We start from the raw sequence: 15,387 nt of genomic DNA, 5'->3' as shown, positions 1-15,387 counted from the left end.
TTGAGGACGCCGCGGGGTGTCAGGCTTCCAGCATTATCGTTCACGCCCATCGCGAGCAAGCTCGCTCCTACAAGTTTGTCGGCTCGGGGTGGGGTAAGTTGAATCGTAGACAGCAAAACGCCCCGGCATCGCGTGATGTCAGGGCGTTTTGTGGTGCTGTGGCGAGGGAGCAGGCTCCCTCGCCATAGGGTATCAGGCCGAGTGCCGCACCATGTCCACATGCGGAATCCCGGCTTCCAGGAACTCCTCACTGACCATGTTGAAGCCCAGGCGCTCATAGAACGCCGTGGCTTGCACTTGGGCGCTGAGCATCTGTTGCTTCAAGCCGCGTTCTTCGGCTTCGCCAATCACCGCCTGCATCAGCTTGTCGCCGACTTTCAGGCCGCGCCAATCCTTGAGCACCGACACTCGGCCGATGTGACCATCGGGCAGCAAACGGGCGGTGCCAATCGGAAAGTCGCCTTCGAACGCGAGGAAGTGCACGGCGGTTGCATCGTCGGCATCCCATTCCAGTTCAGGTGGAACGCACTGCTCGGCGACGAACACCGTTTCACGAATGCGCCGGATCTCGGCGTTGTCCTTCTGCCAGTCTGCGACACGTACGTGAATCTTATTCATCGGCAAACCCCAGGCTTCCCTGCTTGACCAGTTCGCACAACAGGCCGCGGCCGTCTTCATCGCTCAGCCATTCGCCGAGGTTGTCGGCGTGCAGCGCGTCAGCGGCGCAGATCATCTTCAGCAGTTCGCGCAGTTTGCCCGGCAGATAACGGCTCTGGCCGCTGGCGAACAGCAGCAGGTCGTCGTCGACTTCGGACCATGCCAGGCGTGCGCTCGGGTTGCGAATCAGGATTGCGCCTTGTTCCAGGGCAGACATGAAGTCGTCTTCTTCGACGTCCTCCGGGCCCACCACCAGTTCCGGGTAGCGTGGCTCGGTCATGAACTGGCCAAACCAGGTCAGCAGCAGGCGCTCGTCGCTCATGTGTTCGGCCAGCAAGCCTTTCAGGCGGTCGAGTGCGTCGCGCTGGATCTGGTGAGGATCGGCAGTCGGCAAGGCGTCGGCGTCGGTGTAGCGTTCTTCGTCCGACAGGAACTGGCTGAGGAAGTCAGTGAAGTGGGTCAGCACTTCGGCAGCGCTCGGCGCGCGGAAGCCGACCGAGTAGGTCATGCATTCATCAACGGCAACGCCGCAATGGGCCAGGCGCGGTGGCAGGTAGAGCATGTCGCCCGGTTCCAGCACCCATTCGTCGGTGGCTTCGAATTCGGAGAGGATGCGCAGGTCGGCGTGGGCCAGCAGCGGGCTCTCGGTGTTGCACATCTGGCCGATCTTCCAGTTGCGCTTGCCGTGGCCTTGCAGCAGGAACACGTCGTAGTTGTCGAAGTGCGGACCAACGCTGCCACCTGGCGCGGCGTAGCTGATCATCACGTCGTCGATGCGCCAGCTCGGCAGAAAACGGAAGTTTTCCAGCAGTTCGCTGACTTCCGGGACGAACTGATCCACAGCTTGCACCAGCAAGGTCCAGTCAGTTTCAGGCAGCTTGCTGAATTCATCTTCGGCGAACGGGCCGCGACGCAGTTCCCACGGGCGCTCGCCATTCTCGATGATCAGACGCGATTCGACTTCTTCTTCCAGCGCCAGGCCGGCCAGTTCGTCGGCGTCGATCGGGCTTTCGAAATCAGGAATCGCCTGGCGGATCAACAGCGGCTTTTTCTGCCAGTAGTCGCGCAGGAATTCCCGTGCCGTGATGCCGCCCAGAAGTTGAAGAGGAGTATCAGGATTCATGTGTAACCTATTGAAAAAATGCACTTTTCAGACGGGAATAAAAACGCCCGGCGCGGCCGGGCGTCTTAAAAGGGTCTAGCGGTCGATCAGATGCGTTTGGCTTGTGCTACAGCGTTGCCGATGTAGTTGGCCGGGGTGAGCAGTTTCAGCTCAGCCTTGGCGGCAGCTGGCATGTCCAGGCCGTCGATGAAAGTCTGCAGCGCTTCAGGGCTGATGCCCTTGCCGCGGGTCAGTTCTTTCAGCTTTTCATATGGGTTTTCGATGTTGTAGCGACGCATCACGGTCTGGATCGGCTCGGCCAATACTTCCCAGCAGGCGTCCAGGTCAGCGGCAATCTTCTGCTCGTTGAGCTCAAGTTTGCTGATGCCTTTGAGGCTGGCTTCGTACGCGATCACGCTGTGGGCGAAGCCGACACCGAGGTTGCGCAGCACGGTGGAGTCGGTCAGGTCGCGCTGCCAGCGGGAGATCGGCAGCTTGCTCGCCAAGTGCTGGAACAGTGCGTTGGCGATGCCCAGGTTGCCTTCGGAGTTCTCGAAGTCGATCGGGTTCACCTTGTGCGGCATGGTCGACGAACCGATTTCGCCTGCGATGGTGCGCTGTTTGAAATAACCCAGGGAGATGTAGCCCCAGATGTCGCGGTCGAAGTCGATCAGGATGGTGTTGAAGCGTGCGATCGCGTCGAACAGCTCGGCAATGTAGTCGTGCGGTTCGATCTGCGTGGTGTACGGGTTGAAGCCCAGGCCCAGTTCGTCTTCGATGAAGGCGCGGGCGTTGGCTTCCCAGTCGATCTCAGGGTAGGCCGACAGGTGTGCGTTGTAGTTGCCGACAGCGCCGTTGATCTTGCCCAGCAGCGGAACGGCAGCGACCTGGGCGATCTGACGCTCCAGGCGGTAAACCACGTTCGCCAGTTCTTTGCCCAGGGTGGTCGGCGAGGCCGGTTGACCGTGGGTACGCGACAGCATCGGCACGTCGGCGAAGCGGATGGCCAGTTCGCGAATGGCGTTGGCGGTCTGGCGCATCAGCGGCAGCATCACGTCATCACGACCTTCACGCAGCATCAGGGCGTGGGACAGGTTGTTGATGTCCTCGCTGGTGCAGGCAAAGTGGATGAACTCGCTGACCTTGGCCAGTTCCGGCAGCTTGGCCGCTTGCTCTTTGAGCAGGTATTCGATGGCTTTGACGTCGTGGTTGGTGGTGCGCTCGATCTCTTTGACGCGCTCGGCGTGCTCCAGAGAGAAGTTTTCCGCCAGGGCGTTCAGCACAGCGTTGGCTTCGGCGGAGAACGCCGGCACTTCGCTGATGGCAGGGTGAGCGGCCAGGCGCTGGAGCCAGCGCACTTCAACCAGGACGCGGGCACGGATCAGGCCGTACTCGCTGAAAATTGGGCGCAGGGCCTGGGTTTTGCCGGCGTAGCGGCCGTCAACAGGGGAAACCGCAGTGAGCGAAGAGAGCTGCATGGGGTGTTCTCGGACAGTCGGGCAACGAAATGGGGCGCGTATCATACATGAAAAAATCCGCCGGTCCGTCGCCAACTGACCGGCGTATTACGCGTATTGCTAAGTTCGGTACTGTCGATGCGGGTTATTCGTTACGCATCAATGGGTAAAGCTCTTTCAGCAATTTGCGGCGGCTGATCACCAGCTGCCAGCGATGACCGCCCAATTGCCGCCACAGGCGCGCCGAACGAATGCCGGCCAGCAGCAGGGCGCGAATTTTCGAGGCATTGCTCGGTTGTTGCAGGTTACGCATGTCGCCATGCACCTGGATGCGTTGGCGCAGGGTGCTCAGGGTGTCCTGATACAGCGCGCCGCACGCTGCGATCACGTTTTCGTGCGCCGGGCCGAAGTGTTCGACCTGGGATTGAATCTGCGGCAGGCGCTTGCCGATCACGTCGAGCATGTCGTTGCGCTTTGCCAGTTGGCGCTCAAGACCGAGCATGGCCAGGGCGTAGCGCAGCGGCTCGCGCTGCAGGGCGCTTGGGTCGCGTTCAAGGGCGCCGATCAGGGCGCGATAACCTTCACGCAGGTTGATGTCATCGCCGCCATAGACTTCCAGAGTGTCCTTGGGGTCGCGAATCAGCAAGCTGCCGAGCATGCAGGTCAGGCCGGCCTCGTTGGTCTGGCCGGTCTTGGCAATCCTGTCCACCAGCACGGCGGCGAGAAACACGCCGCCCAGTGCTGTCAATTGCTCCTGAATGGGGCTCATTGTTGCTCGCCTTGAGGGGTGCCCTTGCTGGTCCATGGCTCAGCCACTTCAATAACGCCGCCGCCGAGGCAGACTTCACCGTCGTAGAACACCACGGACTGGCCCGGAGTGACTGCGCGTTGCGGATCATCGAAGGTTGCGCGATAACCCGTGGCGGTCTTTTCCAGGGTGCAGGGCTGGTCGCCCTGGCGATAACGGACCTTGGCGGTCAGCTTGCGCGGCTGGCTCAGATCGATCGGGTTGACCCAATAGATATCGGAAGCGAGCAGGGCGCGGGAGAACAGCCACGGGTGATCATTACCCTGGCCAACGATCAGTTCGTTGTGTTCCAGGTCCTTGATCAGCACGTACCACGGCTCATCGCTGGCATCTTTCAGCCCGCCAATGCCCAGGCCCTGGCGCTGGCCGATGGTGTGATACATCAGGCCGTGGTGGCGGCCGATGATTTCGCCTTCGGTGGTCTTGATCTCGCCCGGTTGCGCCGGCAGGTACTGCTTGAGGAAATCGCTGAAGCGGCGCTCGCCGATAAAGCAAATCCCGGTGGAATCCTTTTTCTTCGCGGTCGCCAGCTCGTATTTCTCGGCAATGGCACGCACTTGCGGTTTTTCCAGTTCGCCGACCGGGAACAGGGTCTTGGCGATCTGTTCGCCGCCGACGGCGTGCAGGAAGTAGCTCTGATCCTTGTTCGGGTCCAGGCCCTTGAGCAGTTCGGTGCGGCCATCGATGTCGCGGCGACGCACGTAGTGACCGGTGGCGATCAGGTCGGCGCCGAGCATCATGGCGTAGTCGAGGAACGCCTTGAACTTGATTTCGCGGTTGCACAGGATGTCCGGGTTCGGCGTGCGTCCGGCCTTGTATTCGGCCAGGAAATGCTCGAACACGTTGTCCCAGTACTCGGCGGCAAAGTTGGCGGTGTGCAGCTTGATGCCAATCTTGTCGCACACGGCCTGGGCGTCCGCCAGGTCGTCCATTGCGGTGCAGTATTCGGTTCCGTCGTCTTCTTCCCAGTTCTTCATGAACAGGCCTTCCACCTCATAACCCTGCTCGATCAGCAGGAGGGCGGAAACGGAAGAGTCCACGCCGCCGGACATGCCGACAATGACGCGCTTCTTTTGTGTGTCAGAAGGGGCTGGATCACGCATAGGGATTCAATGAGTGTCTTGAAAAAGGACGCGATTCTAACAGGCTCCAGCCTGCAAGGCTAAAGAGAAGGACGGATCAATTCGAGGCCGAAGTGTTTACCGTCCAGATAATCATCGATACAGCGGATGATCAACTCGCTGCGCCAGTTGGCACGCTGTTCGATTAATTCTTCGCGGGTCAGCCACTTGGCGCCGACAATGCCGTCGTCCAGCTGGTAATCGGGATGGTGTTTCAACGCTTTGGCGATGAAGCAGACCCGCTGGTATGTCACACCGTTGCTGGGGGCGGTGTAGAGGTAAATGCCCAGCACGCCGGTCGGTTCGACGTCCCAGCCGGTTTCCTCGAGGGTTTCACGGACAGCGGCTTCGGTCAGGGTTTCGTTCGGATCCAGATGGCCGGCGGGCTGGTTGAGCACCACGCGTCCGTGCTTGAGTTCCTCGACCATCAGGAAGCGGCCGTTGTCTACGATGATGGTGGCGACGGTGATGTGGGGTTGCCAGTCCATGGGATTTCCTCAACTTCAGATGTTGGAGTGCGGTCAATGTGGGAGCGGGCTTGCTCGCGAAAGCGGTGGGTCAGTCAACATCGATGTTGAATGATAAACCGCATTCGCGAGCAAGCCCGCTCCCACATGGATCGGATTTCTCAGATAAATTTATGTGAACGCTAAAAAACACAAACCCCGGCACAGGGCCGGGGTTTGTGATGTTCCCTTACAACCTTAAACCAGCGCAGCGACAGCCGCGTTGAAGGTTGCGCTTGGGCGCATGGCCTTGCTGATCAGCTCGGCGTCGGCGTGGTAGTAACCGCCGATGTCCACTGGCTTGCCTTGAACGGCGTTGAGCTCGGCAACGATGGTCGCCTCGTTCTCGGTCAGGGTCTTGGCCAGGGTCGCGAACTGCGCTTGCAGTGCAGTGTCTTCGGTCTGGGCAGCCAGGGCTTGAGCCCAGTACAGCGCCAGGTAGAAGTGGCTGCCGCGGTTGTCGATGTTGCCGACTTTGCGCGATGGCGACTTGTTGTTGTCCAGGAACTGGCCGGTGGCCTGGTCCAGGGTCTTGGCCAGAACCAGCGCCTTTGGATTGTTGTAGGTCACGCCCAGGTGTTCCAGGGACGCAGCCAGGGCCAGGAACTCACCCAGCGAATCCCAGCGCAGGAAGTTCTCTTCCAGCAGCTGCTGAACGTGCTTCGGAGCCGAACCGCCGGCGCCGGTTTCGAACAGGCCACCGCCGTTCATCAGCGGCACGATCGACAGCATCTTGGCGCTGGTGCCCAGTTCCATGATCGGGAACAGGTCGGTCAGGTAGTCACGCAGTACGTTGCCGGTCACCGAGATGGTGTCTTTGCCTGCGCGGGTGCGCTGCAGGGTGTACTTCATGGCGTCGACCGGCGACATGATCTGGATGTCCAGACCGGCAGTGTCGTGATCCTTCAGGTAAGCCTGAACTTTCTCGATCACCACGCCATCGTGGGCGCGCAGCGGGTCCAGCCAGAAAATCGCCGGAGTGCTGCTGGCGCGAGCGCGGTTGACGGCCAGTTTGACCCAGTCCTGGATCGGCGCGTCTTTGGTCTGGCACATGCGGAAGATGTCGCCGGCTTCAACCGACTGCTCCAGCAGCAGGTTGCCCTTGCTGTCGGTGACGCGAACAACGCCGTCAGCCTTGATCTGGAAAGTCTTGTCGTGGGAACCGTACTCTTCGGCTTTCTTCGCCATCAGGCCAACGTTCGGCACGCTGCCCATGGTGGTTGGATCGAAGGCGCCGTTTACCTTGCAGTCTTCGATCACTGCCTGGTAGATGGTGGCGTAGCAGCGATCCGGGATCACGGCCTTGGTGTCGTGCAGCTGACCGTCGGTGCCCCACATCTTGCCGGAGTCACGGATCATGGCCGGCATCGAGGCGTCGACGATCACGTCGCTCGGCACGTGCAGGTTGGTGATGCCTTTGTCGGAGTTGACCATCGCCAGGGAAGGGCGAACGGCGTAGACCGCCTGGATGTCAGCTTCGATGGCAGCTTGTTGCTCGGCAGGCAATGCCTTGATGCGAGCGTACAGGTCGCCAATGCCGTTGTTCAGGTTGAAGCCGATCTGTGCCAGCACTTCAGCGTGCTTGGCCAGTGCGTCCTTATAGAACTCGGCAACGATCTGGCCGAACATGATCGGGTCGGAGACCTTCATCATGGTGGCTTTCAGGTGAACCGACAGCAGCACGCCTTGTGCCTTGGCGTCTTCGATTTCGGCCGCGATGAAGCTGCGCAGGGCGTTTTTGCTCATGACCGCGCAATCGAGGATCTCACCGGCTTGTACGGTGGTCTTTTCTTTCAGGACGGTGGAGGTGCCGTCCTGAGCGATCAGTTCGATTTTCACGGCGTCAGCGGCGTCGATCAGGGCGGCTTTTTCGCTGCCGTAGAAATCGCCGGTGCTCATGTGCGCGACGTGGGACTTGGAGTCCTTGGCCCAGGCGCCCATTTTGTGCGGGTGCTTGCGTGCGTAGTTCTTGACCGACAGCGGAGCGCGACGGTCGGAGTTGCCTTCACGCAGAACCGGGTTCACGGCGCTGCCCTTGACCTTGTCGTAGCGCGCCTTGGCTTCTTTGTCGGCGTCGCAGGTCACGGTTTCCGGGTAGTCCGGCAGGTTGTAGCCCTGGGCTTGCAGTTCCTTGATCGCGGCTTGCAGCTGTGGAACCGAAGCGCTGATGTTCGGCAGCTTGATGATGTTGGCTTCAGGCGTAACGGCCAGGGCGCCCAGTTCGGCGAGGTGGTCGGCTACGGCTTTGTCGCCCAGTTGCTCGGGGAAGCTGGCCAGGATGCGCCCTGCAAGAGAGATATCGCGGGTTTCAACGGCGATATCGGCCGAAGCGGTGTAGGCCTCGATGATAGGCAACAGAGAATAGGTGGCGAGGGCTGGGGCTTCGTCGGTGAAGGTATAGATGATCTTCGAGCGGGTGGGCATATTCGGATTAACTCTCTCTTCTTTGCTAAAGCGTGCGCAGAAACTCGAGGGCGCCGGGTAAGCGCGTTCGTTCAAAGTCATCCATGAGCCGAATATCGAGGTTTCGTTGCTGTGATGTTGGGTGCATCAGTAGGGTGTCAAGCAGCCGGGCTGCGGTAACAGACCGGCTTATCGGGCGTAAACACTCGTCGTAGAGCTGTTTGGCCCGTCGTGACCCTTTAGTCAGCGGCGGCATTATACATAGGTAGCTGGCAATCTGCCGATGGTTCATACGCAACGAATGTCGTCCATTGGTCTAAAGGTCGCAGGGGCGAGCAAGGCGTAAGGTCATTCGTCGTGCTTGAATTTGGCGCTTTTCCCTTTGCTTTCAGGCTTGTAGCGCGCGAGTTGCAAGGCTTTGCGGCAGTTGGATGGAACATAGGGTTTGCGCGCCGATTCAACTGGGTTACGCTCGAACCAAGCCAGATGTTCAATCCAATCTATGGAGTTCAGCATGGGTTACAAGAAGATTCAGGTTCCAGCCGTCGGCGACAAAATCACCGTCAATGCAGACCATTCTCTCAATGTTCCTAATAACCCGATCATCCCCTTCATCGAAGGCGACGGCATTGGTGTCGACATCAGCCCGGTCATGATCAAGGTTGTCGATGCTGCTGTTAAGAAGGCCTACGGTGGCGAGCGCAAGATTTCCTGGATGGAAGTGTACGCCGGGGAGAAAGCGACTCAGGTTTACGATCAGGACACCTGGCTGCCTCAGGAAACCCTGGACGCGGTCAAGGATTACGTGGTTTCCATCAAGGGCCCGCTGACCACCCCGGTCGGTGGCGGCATCCGTTCCCTGAACGTGGCCCTGCGTCAGCAACTCGACCTGTACGTCTGCCTGCGCCCGGTGCGCTGGTTCGAAGGCGTGCCTAGCCCGGTCAAGAAGCCAGGCGATGTCGACATGACCATCTTCCGCGAGAACTCCGAAGACATCTACGCCGGCATCGAGTGGAAGGCCGGTACGCCGGAAGCCACCAAGGTCATCAAGTTCCTCAAGGAAGAAATGGGCGTTACCAAGATCCGTTTCGACGAGAACTGCGGTATCGGCGTCAAGCCGGTGTCGCTGCAAGGCACCAAGCGTCTGGCGCGCAAGGCCCTGCAATATGTGGTCGACAACGATCGCGATTCGCTGACCATCGTGCACAAAGGCAACATCATGAAGTTCACCGAGGGTGCCTTCAAGGAATGGGCCTACGAAGTGGCGGCTGAAGAGTTCGGCGCGACCCTGCTCGACGGTGGCCCGTGGATGCAGTTCAAGAACCCGAAAACCGGCAAGAACGTTGTCGTCAAGGATGCCATCGCCGACGCCATGCTCCAGCAGATCCTGCTGCGCCCGGCCGAGTACGATGTGATCGCAACCCTGAACCTGAACGGTGACTACCTCTCCGACGCCCTGGCGGCGGAAGTGGGCGGTATCGGTATCGCGCCGGGTGCCAACCTGTCCGACACCGTGGCCATGTTCGAAGCCACCCACGGTACGGCACCGAAGTACGCAGGCAAGGACCAGGTCAACCCGGGTTCGCTGATCCTGTCCGCTGAAATGATGCTGCGCCACATGGGGTGGACCGAAGCAGCCGACCTGATCATCAAGGGCACCAACGGCGCGATTTCCGCCAAGACCGTGACCTATGACTTCGAGCGTCTGATGGAAGGCGCGAAACTGGTGTCGTCTTCCGGTTTCGGCGATGCGCTGATCTCGCACATGTAAGAAAACGCAGGCATATGAAAACCGCCTGATTCAAGCGTTTGAGTCAGGCGGTTTTTTTATGGCGGGATGATGATGGGGGGGCTTACACCGTAACGGTCTGTTGCACGGAGGATGTAGCCGCTTTCGAGGCATCCACCGGGTTGCCGATGTTGATCGCGTGCAGACCTTTGGGGCCCTGGATGATCTCGAATACGACAGCTTGCCCGGCTTTCAGGGTTTTATAACCATCCATTTTAATGGCTGAGTAGTGGGCAAACAGATCTTCTGTCTTGCCTTCCTCGTTGATGAATCCGTAACCCTTGGCATTGTTGAACCACTTCACCTTGCCGACAGCCATACCCATATCCCTCTGCAACAGACTCCATCACTGGAGTATCATCCAGTACATCCGCAGTCGAATCTGTAAATAAGATTGACTCCGCGGACCTTTTTTACCCACTGTGGGCTCTATTGGTTGTAACACCGTTTTGCCGATAGTCAAGCTGACCAGGCAGTCGGAGTTGAAAACGCTGATAGCCGTCCCCACCACTGTATTTGAACCACTGACGAACCTTTCTTTCCATGCATGCAATCAGCCAGATTCGACTAACATTCAATCAGGATCACCCTGATTTACACGACGACGATTCCACAGGCATTGCTGTTCAGGAGGCAAAGCCTGCACTGCAGGCGCCGCCGATGTACAAGGTGGTTTTGTTCAATGATGACTACACACCGATGGATTTCGTGGTCGAAGTGCTCGAGGTGTTTTTTAACCTGAATCGCGAGCTGGCGACCAAGGTCATGCTGGCCGTCCATACGGAAGGACGGGCAGTATGTGGAGTGTTTACCCGCGACATCGCCGAGACCAAGGCCATGCAGGTCAACCAGTACGCCAGGGAAAGCCAGCATCCGCTACTCTGTGAAATCGAGAAGGACGGTTAATCGCCGGACACTTGGGTATGAGGTGAAGCTATGTTAAACCGCGAGCTCGAAGTCACCCTCAATCTTGCCTTCAAGGAGGCCCGTTCGAAGCGTCATGAATTCATGACCGTCGAGCATCTCCTGCTGGCCCTATTGGACAATGAGGCTGCCGCCACCGTTTTGCGTGCCTGCGGCGCAAACCTCGACAAACTCAAGCATGACCTGCAGGAGTTCATCGACTCCACCACGCCATTGATCCCTGTGCATGATGAGGATCGCGAAACCCAGCCAACCCTGGGCTTCCAGCGTGTACTGCAACGTGCTGTGTTTCACGTACAGAGCTCGGGCAAACGCGAAGTGACTGGCGCCAACGTGCTGGTCGCGATCTTCAGTGAGCAAGAGAGTCAGGCAGTGTTCCTGCTGAAACAGCAGAGCGTTGCCCGTATAGATGTCGTCAACTACATCGCCCATGGCATTTCCAAGGTGCCGGGGCATGGCGATCATTCTGAAGGTGAGCAAGATATGCAGGACGACGAGGGCGGTGAGTCTTCTTCCTCTGGCAATCCCCTGGATGCTTATGCCAGTAACCTTAATGAACTCGCGCGCCAGGGTCGAATCGATCCGTTGGTGGGCCGTGAGCTGGAAGTCGAGCGTGTCGCGCAGATCCTGGCGCGTCGTCGCAAAAACAATCCGCTGCTGGTGGGCGAGGCGGGCGTGGGTAAAACCGCGATTGCCGAAGGCCTGGCCAAGCGCATTGTCGACAACCAGGTGCCGGACCTGCTGGCCAACAGCGTGGTTTACTCCCTTGACCTGGGTGCCTTGCTGGCCGGTACCAAGTATCGTGGTGATTTCGAGAAGCGCTTCAAGGCGCTGCTCAATGAACTGAAAAAACGTCCGCAGGCGATCCTGTTCATCGACGAGATCCACACCATCATTGGTGCGGGTGCTGCGTCCGGTGGTGTCATGGATGCCTCGAACCTGCTCAAGCCGCTGCTGTCCTCGGGTGATATCCGTTGCATCGGTTCGACCACCTTCCAGGAATTTCGCGGCATTTTCGAGAAGGACCGTGCCCTGGCACGACGCTTCCAGAAAGTCGATGTGTCAGAGCCTTCGGTGGAAGACACCATCGGCATCCTGCGCGGCCTGAAAGGGCGTTTCGAGCTCCATCACAATATCGAATACAGTGATGAAGCCCTGCGCGCCGCCGCCGAGCTGGCTTCGCGCTATATCAATGACCGGCACATGCCGGACAAGGCCATCGATGTGATCGACGAGGCGGGTGCCTACCAGCGCCTGCAACCGGTCGAGATGCGCGTTAAACGTATCGAAGTGCCTCAGGTCGAGGACATCGTCGCGAAAATTGCGCGGATTCCGCCAAAGCACGTCACCAGTTCCGACAAGGAGCTGTTGCGTAACCTCGAGCGTGACCTGAAGTTGACCGTGTTCGGTCAGGATGCCGCGATCGACTCGCTGGCAACCGCGATCAAGCTGTCCCGTGCCGGCCTCAAGTCCCCTGACAAGCCTGTCGGTTCGTTCCTGTTCGCAGGGCCTACCGGTGTCGGTAAAACCGAAGCGGCGCGTCAGTTGGCCAAGGCACTGGGTGTCGAGTTGATTCGTTTCGACATGTCCGAGTATATGGAGCGCCACACCGTATCGCGTCTGATCGGTGCGCCTCCGGGATATGTCGGATTCGATCAGGGCGGTCTGCTCACCGAAGCCATTACCAAGCAGCCACACTGCGTGCTGTTGCTCGATGAGATCGAGAAGGCGCATCCGGAAGTCTTCAACCTGCTGTTGCAGGTCATGGATCACGGTACGTTGACCGACAACAACGGGCGCAAGGCGGATTTCCGTAACGTTATCGTCATCATGACGACCAACGCCGGTGCCGAGACTGCAGCTCGCGCTTCGATCGGTTTCACCTATCAGGATCACTCCTCCGATGCGATGGAAGTGATCAAGAAGAGCTTCACGCCGGAGTTCCGCAACCGCCTGGACACCATCATCCAGTTTGGTCGCCTCAGTCATGAGGTCATCAAGAGCGTGGTGGACAAGTTCCTTACCGAGCTTCAGGCGCAGCTGGAAGACAAGCGAGTGTTGCTGGAGGTCACCGATGCGGCTCGCAGCTGGCTCGCCGAAGGTGGCTACGACGCGGCAATGGGTGCTCGCCCAATGGCGCGCCTGATCCAGGACAAGATCAAGCGTCCGCTGGCGGAGGAGATTCTCTTTGGCGAACTGGCCGAACATGGCGGTGTGGTGCACATCGACATCAAGGACGGCGAGCTAACCTTCGAGTTCGAGACCACGGCCGAGATGGCCTGACGTTCAAAGGCAAAACAAAAAGGCGCCGAGAGGCGCCTTTTTGCTGCCTGTTGATCGGCATGTCCGCTGTCTGTAGGAGCGAGCTTGCTCGCGATGGTCGTCAACGATGATGCGGGGAGTCTGACTTGACGTGGTGCTCTCAGGTTTTTCGCGAGCAAGCTCGCTCCTACAGGAGGAGGGGGGAGTAAATTACAAGCAAACAAAAACGCCCGGCATAAGCCGGGCGTCTTGTATTGACTTGTTTCGCGAGCGAGCTCTGTCTCTGTAGGAGCGAGCTTGCTCGCGATGGTCGTCAACGATGATGCGGGGAGTCTGACTTGACGTGGTGCTCTCAGGTTTTTCGCGAGCAAGCTCGCTCCTACAAGAGGAGGGGGGAGTAAATTACAAGCAAACAAAAACGCCCGGCATAAGCCGGGCGTCTTGTATTGACTTGTTTCGCGAGCGAGCTCTGTCTCTGTAGGAGCGAGCTTGCTCGCGATGGTCGTCAACGATGATGCGGGGAGTCTGACTTGACGCGGCGCCCTCAGGTTCTTCGCGAGCAAGCTCGCTCCAACCTTAGCGCGCGCGGTAGGTGATGCGCCCTTTGCTCAAGTCATAGGGAGTCAGCTCGACGCGCACTTTGTCGCCGGTAAGAATACGGATGTAGTTCTTGCGCATCTTGCCGGAGATGTGCGCGGTTACGACGTGCCCATTTTCCAACTCCACACGAAACATGGTGTTGGGCAGGGTGTCGACGACAGTGCCTTCCATTTCGAAGCTGTCTTCTTTCGACATGCAGTAAAGCCCTCGGTGTCCAGTGAATGGCCCGGTGCAACTGCGCCAGGCAAAAGCGGCGTGCATTGTGCCCGAAAAGTGGGGTTTAAGCCAAGGGGTTTAGGGCTGGCTCTAGTTTAGAACCACCCAGCGCTGATTAATCAGCAACTCAATGGGGCGATATTGAGTCTTGTAGTTCATTTTTTTGCAGTTTTTGATCCAGTAGCCGAGGTAGACGGCTTCCAGCCCAAGCCGGCTGGCCTCGGCGATTTGCCAGAGGATCGCGTAGCGCCCAAGGCTGCGACGCTCTTCGGAGGGCTCGTAGAAGGTGTAGACCGCCGAAAGACCGTTCGGCAGTAAATCAGTGACGGCGACGGCCAGCAGCCGGCCGTTCAGGCGGAACTCATAAAAGCGTGAAAACGGCAGGTCCCGCACCAGGAATGTCGAAAACTGGTCGCGACTTGGCGGGTACATATCGCCATCGGCGTGACGCTGTTCGATATAGCGTTGGTAAAGGTTGAAGTACTCTTCGTTGAAGCAGGGCCTGGCCGGACGCACCTGCAAATCCGCGTTGCGCTTGAAAATGCGTTTCTGTTGCCGATTGGGCGTGAACTGCCCCACGGGAATGCGCGCCGGAACGCACGCATTGCAGTTCTGGCAATGCGGCCGGTAGAGATGGTCGCCGCTGCGACGAAAGCCCATCTCTGACAGGTCTGCATAGACATGCACATCCATGGGCTGGCTAGGGTCGAGGAACAGGGTCGTGGCCTGCTCGTCGGGCAGATAACTGCAAGAGTGCGGCTGAGTGGCATAGAACTTCAAACGCGCCAACTCGGTCATGATCAACCCTCGGGGGTGGTGCTTTGGATTAAGTGTAAGCCACGCGCGCAAAAGTCGCTCAGCAAACCCAGGTGGCGGCGTTGGGCTGGTCCAGATACCTGGCCAGATAGCCGGCAAACTCGCGGCGGGGTATCGCCCGGGCTCCGAGGCTGTGCAGGTGATCGGTGGGCATCTGGCAATCGATCAGTACAAAACCCGAGTCTTTCAGGTGTCGAACCAGTGTGGCAAAGCCGAATTTCGAGGCGTTGTCGACGCGGCTGAACATGGACTCGCCGAAAAACAGCCGGCCCATCGCCAGGCCATACAGCCCGCCGACCAGTTCATCCCCGTCCCACACTTCCACCGAGTGCGCGTGACCGCGCCTGTGCAGTTCGATGTAGGCATCCTGCATCGCCTCGGTGATCCAGGTGCCATCGGCATAATCCCGGGGGGCCGCGCAGGCGCGGATGACGGCGGCGAAATCCGCGTCGAACGTCACTTGATAGCGTTGCTGGCGCAGCAGTTTGTTCAGGCTGCGCGAGACGTGCAGTTCGTCGGGAAACAAAACCGTGCGCGGGTCCGGAGACCACCAGAGGATCGGCTGGCCTTCGGAGAACCATGGGAAGCAGCCGTGGCGATAAGCCGAGACCAGCCGGTCGGCGGACAGATCACCGCCGGCAGCCAGGAGTCCGTTGGGGTCGCGCATGGCCTTTTCCAGCGGTGGGAAATGCAAGGTGTTACGTTGTAACCAAGTCAGCATGGCAT

14 protein-coding genes are annotated in these 15,387 nt (G+C 59.0%); 3 read left to right on the top strand and 11 right to left on the bottom strand.

The features are described 5' to 3' along the window. Positions 1 to 192: 192 nt before the first annotated feature. From AC06G5_RS19770 to AC06G5_RS19740, 7 genes are all read right to left on the bottom strand, one after another. Positions 193 to 618: a GNAT family N-acetyltransferase gene (locus AC06G5_RS19770; protein ID WP_057399862.1), complete on the bottom strand. Its 426-nt coding sequence runs from the start codon at positions 616 to 618 to the stop codon at positions 193 to 195. Beyond that, a complete protein-coding gene (locus tag AC06G5_RS19765; protein WP_413704440.1) occupies positions 611 to 1,780 on the bottom strand; it encodes a ribosomal protein uL16 3-hydroxylase in 1,170 nt (389 codons plus the stop codon). The genes AC06G5_RS19770 and AC06G5_RS19765 overlap by 8 nt, the downstream gene beginning before the upstream one ends. Positions 1,781 to 1,866: 86 nt before the next feature. Further along, on the bottom strand, positions 1,867 to 3,237 hold the full coding sequence (purB, locus tag AC06G5_RS19760; protein ID WP_103395482.1) for an adenylosuccinate lyase: 1,371 nt from the start codon (positions 3,235 to 3,237) through the stop codon (positions 1,867 to 1,869). A 124-nt stretch (positions 3,238 to 3,361) separates the two neighbouring features. Next, the gene (gene hflD, locus AC06G5_RS19755) at positions 3,362 to 3,985 is read right to left on the bottom strand and encodes a high frequency lysogenization protein HflD (protein ID WP_057399860.1); all 624 of its coding nucleotides are present in this window, start codon (positions 3,983 to 3,985) and stop codon (positions 3,362 to 3,364) included. After that, on the bottom strand, positions 3,982 to 5,127 hold the full coding sequence (gene mnmA, locus AC06G5_RS19750; protein WP_413426016.1) for a tRNA 2-thiouridine(34) synthase MnmA: 1,146 nt from the start codon (positions 5,125 to 5,127) through the stop codon (positions 3,982 to 3,984). The genes hflD and mnmA overlap by 4 nt, the downstream gene beginning before the upstream one ends. A 59-nt stretch (positions 5,128 to 5,186) precedes the next feature. Continuing rightward, the gene (locus AC06G5_RS19745; protein WP_413704441.1) at positions 5,187 to 5,633 is read right to left on the bottom strand and encodes an NUDIX hydrolase; all 447 of its coding nucleotides are present in this window, start codon (positions 5,631 to 5,633) and stop codon (positions 5,187 to 5,189) included. A gap of 216 nt (positions 5,634 to 5,849) precedes the next feature. Next, entirely contained in the window at positions 5,850 to 8,075 is a 2,226-nt protein-coding gene (locus tag AC06G5_RS19740; RefSeq protein ID WP_413704442.1) for an NADP-dependent isocitrate dehydrogenase, read from the bottom strand. 493 nt (positions 8,076 to 8,568) lie between these two features. Here AC06G5_RS19740 and icd point away from each other — a divergent pair, with 493 nt between their 5' ends. After that, positions 8,569 to 9,825 carry an NADP-dependent isocitrate dehydrogenase gene (icd, locus tag AC06G5_RS19735; protein WP_057399856.1) on the top strand — a complete coding sequence of 419 codons (1,257 nt, stop codon included), beginning with the start codon at positions 8,569 to 8,571 and terminating at the stop codon, positions 9,823 to 9,825. 82 nt (positions 9,826 to 9,907) lie between these two features. On the opposite strand, the gene cspD is transcribed toward icd, so the two are convergent. Further along, entirely contained in the window at positions 9,908 to 10,162 is a 255-nt protein-coding gene (gene cspD, locus AC06G5_RS19730) for a cold shock domain-containing protein CspD (protein ID WP_413426008.1), read from the bottom strand. 224 nt (positions 10,163 to 10,386) lie between these two features. Here cspD and clpS point away from each other — a divergent pair, with 224 nt between their 5' ends. Then, entirely contained in the window at positions 10,387 to 10,749 is a 363-nt protein-coding gene (clpS, locus tag AC06G5_RS19725; RefSeq protein ID WP_033052565.1) for an ATP-dependent Clp protease adapter ClpS, read from the top strand. A gap of 30 nt (positions 10,750 to 10,779) precedes the next feature. After that, complete coding sequence (gene clpA / locus AC06G5_RS19720) at positions 10,780 to 13,050, top strand: ATP-dependent Clp protease ATP-binding subunit ClpA (RefSeq protein ID WP_111287929.1); 2,271 nt, start codon at positions 10,780 to 10,782, stop codon at positions 13,048 to 13,050. A gap of 555 nt (positions 13,051 to 13,605) precedes the next feature. On the opposite strand, the gene infA is transcribed toward clpA, so the two are convergent. From infA to aat, 3 genes are all read right to left on the bottom strand, one after another. Further along, positions 13,606 to 13,824 carry a translation initiation factor IF-1 gene (gene infA / locus AC06G5_RS19715; RefSeq protein ID WP_002553999.1) on the bottom strand — a complete coding sequence of 73 codons (219 nt, stop codon included), beginning with the start codon at positions 13,822 to 13,824 and terminating at the stop codon, positions 13,606 to 13,608. Positions 13,825 to 13,935: 111 nt separating this feature from the next. Continuing rightward, positions 13,936 to 14,643, bottom strand: a complete 708-nt coding sequence (locus AC06G5_RS19710) for an arginyltransferase (RefSeq protein ID WP_413426662.1) — start codon at positions 14,641 to 14,643, stop codon at positions 13,936 to 13,938. A gap of 58 nt (positions 14,644 to 14,701) precedes the next feature. Beyond that, the gene (gene aat, locus AC06G5_RS19705; RefSeq protein ID WP_413704444.1) at positions 14,702 to 15,382 is read right to left on the bottom strand and encodes a leucyl/phenylalanyl-tRNA--protein transferase; all 681 of its coding nucleotides are present in this window, start codon (positions 15,380 to 15,382) and stop codon (positions 14,702 to 14,704) included. Between the last annotated feature and the right edge of the window lie 5 nt (positions 15,383 to 15,387).

It is taken from the genome of Pseudomonas sp. WT-JTC (assembly GCF_056711565.1).
This window is presented reverse-complemented; position numbering and strand designations above follow the sequence as displayed.

Bases quoted from the DNA above. Each gene is read 5' to 3' on its own strand.
- icd (WP_057399856.1), top strand. From the start codon at position 8,569: ATGGGTTACAAGAAGATTCAGGTTCCAGCCGTCGGCGACAAAATCACC.
- mnmA (WP_413426016.1), bottom strand. From the start codon at position 5,127: ATGCGTGATCCAGCCCCTTCTGACACACAAAAGAAGCGCGTCATTGTC.
- aat (WP_413704444.1), bottom strand. From the start codon at position 15,382: ATGCTGACTTGGTTACAACGTAACACCTTGCATTTCCCACCGCTGGAA.
- AC06G5_RS19710 (WP_413426662.1), bottom strand. From the start codon at position 14,643: ATGACCGAGTTGGCGCGTTTGAAGTTCTATGCCACTCAGCCGCACTCT.
- purB (WP_103395482.1), bottom strand. From the start codon at position 3,237: ATGCAGCTCTCTTCGCTCACTGCGGTTTCCCCTGTTGACGGCCGCTAC.
- clpS (WP_033052565.1), top strand. From the start codon at position 10,387: ATGCATGCAATCAGCCAGATTCGACTAACATTCAATCAGGATCACCCT.
- infA (WP_002553999.1), bottom strand. From the start codon at position 13,824: ATGTCGAAAGAAGACAGCTTCGAAATGGAAGGCACTGTCGTCGACACC.
- hflD (WP_057399860.1), bottom strand. From the start codon at position 3,985: ATGAGCCCCATTCAGGAGCAATTGACAGCACTGGGCGGCGTGTTTCTC.
- AC06G5_RS19770 (WP_057399862.1), bottom strand. From the start codon at position 618: ATGAATAAGATTCACGTACGTGTCGCAGACTGGCAGAAGGACAACGCC.
- clpA (WP_111287929.1), top strand. From the start codon at position 10,780: ATGTTAAACCGCGAGCTCGAAGTCACCCTCAATCTTGCCTTCAAGGAG.
- AC06G5_RS19740 (WP_413704442.1), bottom strand. From the start codon at position 8,075: ATGCCCACCCGCTCGAAGATCATCTATACCTTCACCGACGAAGCCCCA.
- cspD (WP_413426008.1), bottom strand. From the start codon at position 10,162: ATGGCTGTCGGCAAGGTGAAGTGGTTCAACAATGCCAAGGGTTACGGA.
- AC06G5_RS19745 (WP_413704441.1), bottom strand. From the start codon at position 5,633: ATGGACTGGCAACCCCACATCACCGTCGCCACCATCATCGTAGACAAC.
- AC06G5_RS19765 (WP_413704440.1), bottom strand. From the start codon at position 1,780: ATGAATCCTGATACTCCTCTTCAACTTCTGGGCGGCATCACGGCACGG.